Genomic DNA, 8737 nt, shown 5'->3' with positions numbered 1-8737 from the left:
CAGAATAGATATAAAAGGAGAATCAATGAGAAGAAAATTGAAAAATAAAAACTAAGTTTAACCCAAGGATAGATCAAATCTGGGCAGTCCATTTGCCATGGTCAGTTTCATCCGGCGAAGGTGGGTCAGTTTACCCGGCTTATCCACCTAACCTTCACCTTATTACTGCCGGCAGGCGCTGCCTGCCAGGGGATGCCGGTGTATGACAATACGAACTTCATCAGCATGACCAAATCGCTGGTGGAGTCGGCCAAACAGACCTCGGAACTGTTGAAGACGGTGCAATTTCTAAAAGAGCAAAAGGATAATGTCGTCAAGGTCAGCAATACAATCAAACAATTGAAGGCCCTACAGGAGCTGACCAAGAACAATGAGATTTTGTTCAGGACCGTACAGCAAGATGTAAGGGATATTTTGAATTCTCCCTATATCAAAGCGGGGGAAGTAGAGCAGGTATCCCGCTCATTTGAACAGATCATGGACACGGCCATAGACGACCTGGATTTTGTGAACCAGATCCTGTCCAGTGATTTTTTGAAAATGACCGATGCGGAACGCACGGCCATTTTGATGGAAAAGAAAGTCCAGTCCCACGAAATGGTCGCCGAACTGGAGGTAAAGACCAGACGCTATAGGGAGATCATTTCCTTCAGGAAGATGCAGGACAGGATCAATAATCGCGAAACACAATATTAGGGAATTATGTTCTTGGGAATAGGATTGGAATATGTGGATACAGTCTACCGGACCATCATGGACAGTGATTTTGCCCAGTATACCATTACGGGCATGAAGGCACTGGCCGTGCTGTTCTTTTTGGTCAACATTCTGAAGAAATACAACGAAGGCATCGCAGCTACCGATGGGCATACCTGGGGGCTGACACCCACGGAACTGGCCAAGAACTTTGCCGTCGTGATCTTGGTCATCTTCTCCACACAGGTGTTGGATGTCTTTGATGCTATTTTGGTGTCCATTGAGACCCAATACCGAGATACGGCCCCAGCGCTCCTCCCGTTACAGCTACAGGATGTGGATCTGGAACGGGATGTGGGCGCACTGGAGGCTGCCAAAAAGGCGTTGGCGCTGTTGTACGAGGCCTTGGTGACCCCTTTGTACGGGTTGAAGGTGCTGGCCTTTGTTATCGGGATTTTCCTATGGATGATGGACCTGTTCATCTATCCGCTGTTCCTGGCGGAACGCTTTTTCCTGTTGGGCATTATGCGGGCCTTCTTTCCCTTGGTGATTAGCTTGGCCGTGTTTGAAAAGTTCAGGGGACTGGCCTATAACTTCTTTAAGCTCTATACCGGGGTATATATGTTGGTACCGGCCTTCTTTTTGGTCAATGTCTTTGTCAATGCCCTGTACACGGAGATCAATACAAGCTTTTGGAACAACCTGTTCGGGACGGACTGGGGCAGTGAATTTTTTGCACCACTGATCGAACTGGCTTCCATTGGGTTCATCGTGTTCCTGAAGTTCAAACTGTACCGCAAAGCCACCTCCTTTACCTTCAAGCTCTTTGGTGGCTAAGACACATTTATAAATGTCCAATGCACATTAAAAAATTTAATAAAGAATGAAAACACCCTTTAAAAACATATACAATATCCTAAAGCTCAACCGCTTTATCGTGCTGGTCACGGTCATCGGGGCCGTACTGACCTGTATGGTCTCGGTGCTGATGGTCATAGGGCTCCACAGGGAAAGTATGGACAATGCCTTTGTGGTCAACGGGGATGGAAGCGTAATCCCATTAAAAATGGTCTCCCAATTGGAAAACCTCGAAGTGGAGGCCAAGGCGCATCTGGAACTGTTCCACCGCTATTTCTATGGAATCGATGCCAGTAACTATGAGAGCAACTTAGAGAAAGCCCTTTGGTTGGGCAATTCTTCGGTGGACGCCCTCTACCGGCAGAAAAAAGCGGAAGGGGTCTATAACCGTTTGCTGCAATATTCCCTGGTACAGAAAGTACGGAGCATTGCATCCAAGATGGACCTGCAATCGGAACCCTATAGGTTTGAGACCGTCACCGTATTTGAGATCAACCGGGGGTCGGTCACCGATACCTATGAGCTGACCACCACGGGGAACCTGATCCATGTGGACCGGAACTTTCCGAACAATACCCATGGTCTGTTGATCACCAACTTTTTTGAAAACACTTTAAAAAGAATTGAAAATTATGAAAGTAGAGAAAAATAAAATCGTTTTCGCGGCAGTCATTCTTTGCGTGGTCCTGTTGATTGTGGGCTATGCGATGATGGCACTGGGTGAAGGGGAAGACCCTGTAATTGACAACAACCAGATTCCCGTACCGGAACTGGGGGAGGAGCAGGAGCAGTACAAAACCAAACTGGAGGCCTTGGATGCCATCAAGGAAGAACGGCAGACCAACGCCCCGAGCATTTATGACGAGAGCCTGTTGGATTCCACAGGGGTCTATGACCCGGACCTGATGGAAAAGAAAAGGATACGGATTATTGACAGTATCTACAACGAAGGGCGCATTGATTATGCGGAAGGGACATACCGGAAACCCAAGACTGGGAAAGTGGCATTGGGCAATACCAAATCGGATTCCATCACCACCACAAAAGAAATTGAGACCAAAGATCCATCCATAGAGGTCAAGGAATTGGGGTTGGAACACCAATTGTTCTTCGCCTCAAATCCCATGGAACGGCCCATGGAGGTGACCAGAACCACGGATTCCCAGATCTTGGTCAGGGTGGATGGCACCCAAACGGTAAGGCAGTATTTCCGGTTACGGATGCGGCTCTTGGCAGATGCTGTCATCAATGGCACTGTAATTCCAAGAAATACGGCCATTTACGGATTTGTGAGCTTTAAGCCCAACAGGGTGCTGATCGCCATTGACCATATTGGCCACAGTCCCGTTACCTTGGCCGCTTATGATTTTGAAGATGGAGGTGAGGGAATTTATGTGGTGAACAGTTTTCGGGCGGAGGCCGGAAGGGAAGTGGTGGGGGATGCCATTGATGGTATCAATATCGGTGGGGTACCACAGGTCAGGGGCATCAAGGCACTCTTCCAAAGGGACAACCGTCTGGTCAAGGTGACTATAATGGATAATTATCGACTCATTTTAAAAGTCCCAAAGGGACAGTAAAACCTATCTTATGAAAATACGTATTCTTATACCGTTATTGGCATTGGCCAATGTATTGAACGCACAGGAAGTGTTGGACACCATCTACGCCAACGGGCATAAAAACGTGGCCCTGTTCTTTTCGGAACCCATCCGTCAGGGCATTGTGGGAGCGCCAAATTTTGTGTTTAGCTATAACCGGGAAAAGGAGCAGCACTTTGGTTTGGTACAGGCCAAGCCGGGCGAGGAAAGCAACCTATTGGTGTTGACCAAGGATGGACGGGTATATTCCTATATCCTCAAATACCGGAAACAACTCAGCAGGTTGAACCATTTTGTTACCGGTTCTGAGAGTATTGGCACTGAAAGACCGATTACAATTCGCAAAGAAGAACAAGAGGACGAAGAACTGGACAGTATTGCCAAGCGAAGGGAATACTTTGAGCGCTTTTGTAATTATCTTTTAAAGGCCAAGAACGAAAGGTTGGCCACCAAGAGAAAAGGGCGCATTAAACTTCAGTTACAGAAAATGGCCTACAATGGAAATGAGACGTACTTGGTCATGCAAGTGTCCAATAATTCGAACATTGATTTTGAGGTGGACTATCTAAAAGTCTATAGCGTTACCGGGAACAAAAAGAAGAAGGCATCCCACCAAAGACTGGAAAGGTTGCCAATACACCGATACCAAATGCCCTCTTTGGTCAAGAAGGGTGAATCCAAAAGGTTCGTGTACGTATTGCCCAAGTTCGTATTGGCCAAGGGAGAGTATTCAGAAATGGAACTACATGAAGGGAAAGGGAGCAGAAAAGTTTTGCTCAGGGATCCGTAATGCCCCCCATTCTTGACATCGCTCCGGTTATTTATGACATTTGGGCAATCACGGCTTTGAATCCACACCATTGGGAATTTTTATAATTCACAAAACCATGAACTAAACCTTGGGATAATGAGAACCACTAAAAACGGTAAAATAAAACCAATCCAATATTTTACTGTAGAGGACCGGGGTCAGTGTCTTATTGGTGTTCTTTGCTATGCTCATTTTTTCTGTCGAAGATTACAGATGACACCGTTTTTTGCACGTTAAAATCAAGCATATTGGATGTGGATTTCTGTTTTAATTGGCTCCCCCTGTATTTTTAACATAAAAACATAATATTTATACGTCATAAATATATAATTTTAGCACATCACAAATATATAATAACAAAACAGCATAGAAATATAATGTTTGCCCAATAAGATTGGTACAGAAAAATGGCAACACCTCAAGAAAAATTGGCCAAGGCCCTTGAAGCTTTAAAAACATTGCAAGATCAAGGTATCACCGCAATCAAAACTTCTGAACTCAGTCGTGTCCATCGGGAACGGTTGAGCGGGAATGGCTTTATTCGACAGATCATACAAGGTTGGTACATTATCGTACCTCCCGATGAACAACAGGGGGACAGTACCTCATGGTATGCCAATTATTGGAGTTTCTGTGCCCGGTACCTGGCCGAACGATATGGGGATTCCTATTGTATTTCAGCGGAACAATCCCTATTGCTTCATGCCGGCAACCAAACTGTTCCCAAACAATTGATCATCCGTGCGATCAATGGCACGAATTCCAACACGGAACTGCTGCATGGCACCTCAATGTTCACCATGAAATCCACATTGCCGGCAAAAGCGGAGATTATGGTATGGGAAGGTATCAGAATGTTGACTTTGGCCTCGGCCCTGGTAAATTGTTCACCGGGGATGTTTAAAGGAAACACCACGGATGTGCGCACCATATTGGCCATGGTACCGGATGCATCGGAAATACTTGGTTTATTGTTGGACGGGGGACATTCCACCATTGCCGGGAGATTGGCGGGAGCTTTTAGAAATATTGGGCGTGATGCATTGGCGGATGAAATCGTCAAGACAATGCAAAAGGCCGGTTACGATGTTCGAGAAAACGATCCATTTGGGGATAAACCCCCGGTTGTCCTCTCCATAAGGGATAAATCTCCCTATGTGAACAGGATTCGTTTACTGTGGCACAAAATGCGCAATGGGGTGATTTCACATTTTCCGGATGCCCCTGGCATTCCACAAGATCATGATAAATATATGAAGGAAGTTGAGGATATGTACGTAACCGATGCATATCATTCCTTATCCATTGAACGCTATAGGGTTACCGTGGAACTGATTGAACGGGTAAGGAGCGGCGAATGGGACCCCAAAGATAATGAGGCGGACAAAAGGCAACGCGATGCCATGGCGGCCCGTGGATATTGGTTGGCTTCCCAGCGCGTGCGTGAAAGTATCAAAAGTATTCTACAAGGGGAGAATTCTGGAAAAGTGGTGGACAATGACCATGGGGATTGGTACCGGGAACTTTTTGCGCCCAGCGTGACCTCGGGTATCCTAAAAGCCTCCGACCTGGCAGGATATCGAAATGATCAGGTATATATAGGAGGGTCGATGCACGTTCCTTTGAACAAGGATGCAATACGGGATGCCATGCCCGAATTGTTCGAACTGTTGCAGAAAGAAGAAAATGCAGCGGTAAGGGCCGTATTGGGGCACTTTATATTTGTGTTCATTCACCCATATATGGACGGCAATGGACGAATGGGGCGATTTCTGATGAATGTAATGTTGGCCTCAGGCGGCTACCCTTGGACCGTAATACCGGTGGAAGAACGTCAAACATATATGAAAGCTTTGGAATCGGCCAGTGTGAAAGAGGATATCGGACCATTTGCAAAGTTCATGGGATGGCTGGTCGATGAAGGCTTGAAAGGTACACCTGTAGCAAAAGTCTGATGGTTGTGACCTGGAGTTGCTACCTTTAATTCGGAACTATAATATCGTTTTTTCATGTTTCTAAAATATTTATTTGGTAACACAGTCTTAAACTTTCTGTCCGAATAAAGGTAGCAACTCCAAAGATTCTTGAGTATAGTTTTATGAACAATCAGAAACGGATCTATAGCTACCTAGGGTATTCAGCCTTGGAAAAAATAAAGCTTCTTATGAAGATGCATCCAGATTTTTTACTTCGCGTTTCCAATAAATTGGTCGCATCCTACTTGGGAATATCACCATATACCCTCTGCAGGTTGAAGCCAAGGCTCTGAAATGTTGCCATGGAGCATTGTTTTCCACTAAATTTAAGTCGTTCTTTATCCTTATGTAAAAGGGATGGGATTTTCAACGGAAACCATCCATCTATAGATCAAGTAGAATAGCTTATCAAAACCTTAACCAAATATGGAAATGAAAAAGATCGGTTTATTTTTACTGGGCAGTTTGTTGCTTACGGCCTGTGAGAACGATTCAAAAATACAGTTCGACATTCTGATTAAGAATGCGAACATTGTGGATACCGGCTCGGGCAATATTATAGAAGGGCAGCACATTGGCATAAAAAAGGATACCATTGCCCGGATTGCACCATACGATGCCGCAGAAAACTGGATGGGGACACAGACCGTGGATGCCAAGGACAAGTATGTGATTCCCGGCCTATGGGACATGCACGTACACTTTGGGGGAGGCGATACACTGATTACGGAAAATAAAAACCTTTTACCACTATATATTGCCAACGGGGTAACCACCGTTAGGGATTGTGCAGCAGACATAAGCCCAGAAGTATTAAAGTGGAAGGAACAGGTTGGGATGGGTACTTTATTGGGACCATCCATATTGACGGCAGGGCCAAAGTTGGAGGGAAAGAATTCCATTTGGCCCGGCGACCTCGAAATTGAAGATGAGCCGGAACTGTTACGGGCGCTGGACTCCTTGGACAAACTTCAAGTGGATTTCGTAAAGATCACGGACAATGCCCTTGATCCCCAATTGTTCCTGAAAAGTATCAAGGAGGCCACTAAAAGGGGCTATAAGACCTCGGGCCACATCCCGTTTGAACTGACCATCAACGAAGCTTCGGAAGCAGGACAGCGCACCGTGGAACATATGGGCTATATGCTAAAGGCTGGATCCTCACAGGAGGCCGAGATCATTGATAGGTTCAAGAAAGGTGGGATTGACCGGGAAACTGCACAAATACAACTGGACCAAACCTTTGATGGGGACGCGGCCATTGCAAAGTACCGGAAATTGGCCGATAATGGCACGGCAGTGGTTCCAACATTTATTGGGAGCAAAATTATTTCATACCTGGAACAGGATGACCATCTTTCTGACCCAGAACTGAAATATTTGGGGCCAGGTCTCATAAAAACCTATGATTGGAGGATAGAACGGGCAAACAAGGCCACTCAAGAAGAGATAGAGGCCAGACATGATAGGTATCGGAAAACAGTCGATTTGTTACCATTGGTACGGGAATCGGGAATGGACATCATTGCAGGAACCGACGCAGGCTTTTTGAACTCCTACATTTATCCGGGGTTTGCCCTTCACGATGAACTTCAAATCTTTGTTGATGGAGGACTTACACCTTTGCAGGCATTGCAGACATCGGTGATAAATGGCCCAAAGTACTTTGATCTTTTGGACTACTATGGAAGTGTCGAAGAGGGCAAGGTGGCCGATTTATTGATTTTGGAAAGGAATCCCATAAAAGATATTGGAGCCACTAAAACCATACATACACTGATCAAGAAAACAAAAGTGTACAACAAGGGCCAATTGAATCAACTTCTGGAAGAAATGGCCCAAATGTACCGCTAGTCCATTGAAGAAGTCTTGCCCTGCCCTTTTGGAAGCATGTCTGAAAAGAAGTCTCTCTTATACATTAAAGCCAAAAAATAGGGTTTAGGTTCTTATATCGTACCATGAACATCAAAACCTATTCTTTTCAAAAAAAATGGAATCTATTCCTTAGTTAAACTACTATCGCCTAAAGGTGAAAGATTTGGAACCGACTGTAAGTCGGCTTATGATTCACCGATTCTGAAATCACCATCTTCTCGCTCCATGTCCTGGTTCTTGATGTATTCCATTATCACCTCATCCGTCACCATTATAGTAGCCTTCCTTGAACATTCCATTCCAGTTAATATCATACTTAAAATTGGACCGGTTGGGACTGGACAGTAAGTTTTGATTTTATTTATACGAACTTGGTTTAGTTTAAATTGAATCCTTTAAATTTGATGTTAGAAAGTATCAAATTCCACACGAAGATGTCCTATAGGATGTCCTATTTTGGAATACAAGACATAAACATCTGGTTTATACGGGGTTAAGATGCAGGGTTCAGGCTCTGCCACCCCGACGAACCACTAAATAGGTGGTATTAAAGCACTGTTAATCGACTGATTGACAGTGCTTTTTGTTTTTTATGCATTCATCTGATATCAATTGAAACCATATAAAAGGTGTAGAGTTCGGTGAATGGTTCGGTACGTTTCTTGTGCATAATTTAGCTTCAGTTTGACGCTGTTTATGGGTGTTTTGCAAACCAGTTTTGTCAAACCCAAAAATTATGTATTATGCGCAATTCCAACACTTTAAAGGTTCTAATCTGGAAACGCCGGACATAGTATACCACCCTCGCCGGGTTAAAGTGACCATAGCTGGCCGGACGAAAGTGACCCACCCCCGCCGGGCCAAAGTGACCCACCTTTAGATTAGATCTATCTGTAAAAAGTCTAAGTGCTTTTTTTGTT

7 protein-coding genes are annotated in these 8737 nt (G+C 44.9%); all 7 read left to right on the top strand.

Features of this window, described 5'->3' with window-relative positions; all coding sequences use genetic code 11:
• The first annotated feature begins 225 nt into the window (after positions 1-225).
• Positions 226-696 carry a conjugal transfer protein gene (locus GO009_RS17080; protein WP_306770407.1) on the top strand — a complete coding sequence of 157 codons (471 nt, stop codon included), beginning with the start codon at positions 226-228 and terminating at the stop codon, positions 694-696.
• Between the two features lie 6 nt (positions 697-702).
• Positions 703-1533, top strand: coding sequence for a hypothetical protein (locus GO009_RS17075; RefSeq protein ID WP_163627930.1), 831 nt, complete (start codon positions 703-705; stop codon positions 1531-1533).
• Between the two features lie 46 nt (positions 1534-1579).
• A complete protein-coding gene (locus GO009_RS17070; RefSeq protein WP_163627929.1) occupies positions 1580-2206 on the top strand; it encodes a conjugal transfer protein TraK in 627 nt (208 codons plus the stop codon).
• Positions 2187-3134, top strand: coding sequence for a conjugative transposon protein TraM (gene traM / locus GO009_RS17065; RefSeq protein ID WP_163627928.1), 948 nt, complete (start codon positions 2187-2189; stop codon positions 3132-3134). The genes GO009_RS17070 and traM overlap by 20 nt, the downstream gene beginning before the upstream one ends.
• 10 nt (positions 3135-3144) lie before the next feature.
• Entirely contained in the window at positions 3145-3945 is an 801-nt protein-coding gene (locus tag GO009_RS17060; RefSeq protein ID WP_163627927.1) for a DUF4138 domain-containing protein, read from the top strand.
• A gap of 428 nt (positions 3946-4373) precedes the next feature.
• Positions 4374-5921, top strand: a complete 1548-nt coding sequence (locus GO009_RS17055; RefSeq protein ID WP_163627926.1) for a Fic family protein — start codon at positions 4374-4376, stop codon at positions 5919-5921.
• Between the two features lie 447 nt (positions 5922-6368).
• Positions 6369-7796: an amidohydrolase family protein gene (locus tag GO009_RS17050; protein ID WP_203532485.1), complete on the top strand. Its 1428-nt coding sequence runs from the start codon at positions 6369-6371 to the stop codon at positions 7794-7796.
• Positions 7797-8737 lie beyond the last annotated feature (941 nt).

The sequence above is a fragment of the Allomuricauda sp. TY007 genome (assembly GCF_010468565.1).
In the GTDB taxonomy this organism is placed as follows: Bacteria; Bacteroidota; Bacteroidia; order Flavobacteriales; family Flavobacteriaceae; genus Flagellimonas.
Note: the sequence above shows the minus strand (reverse complement) of the source record. Positions and strands in the feature narration are given on the sequence as shown.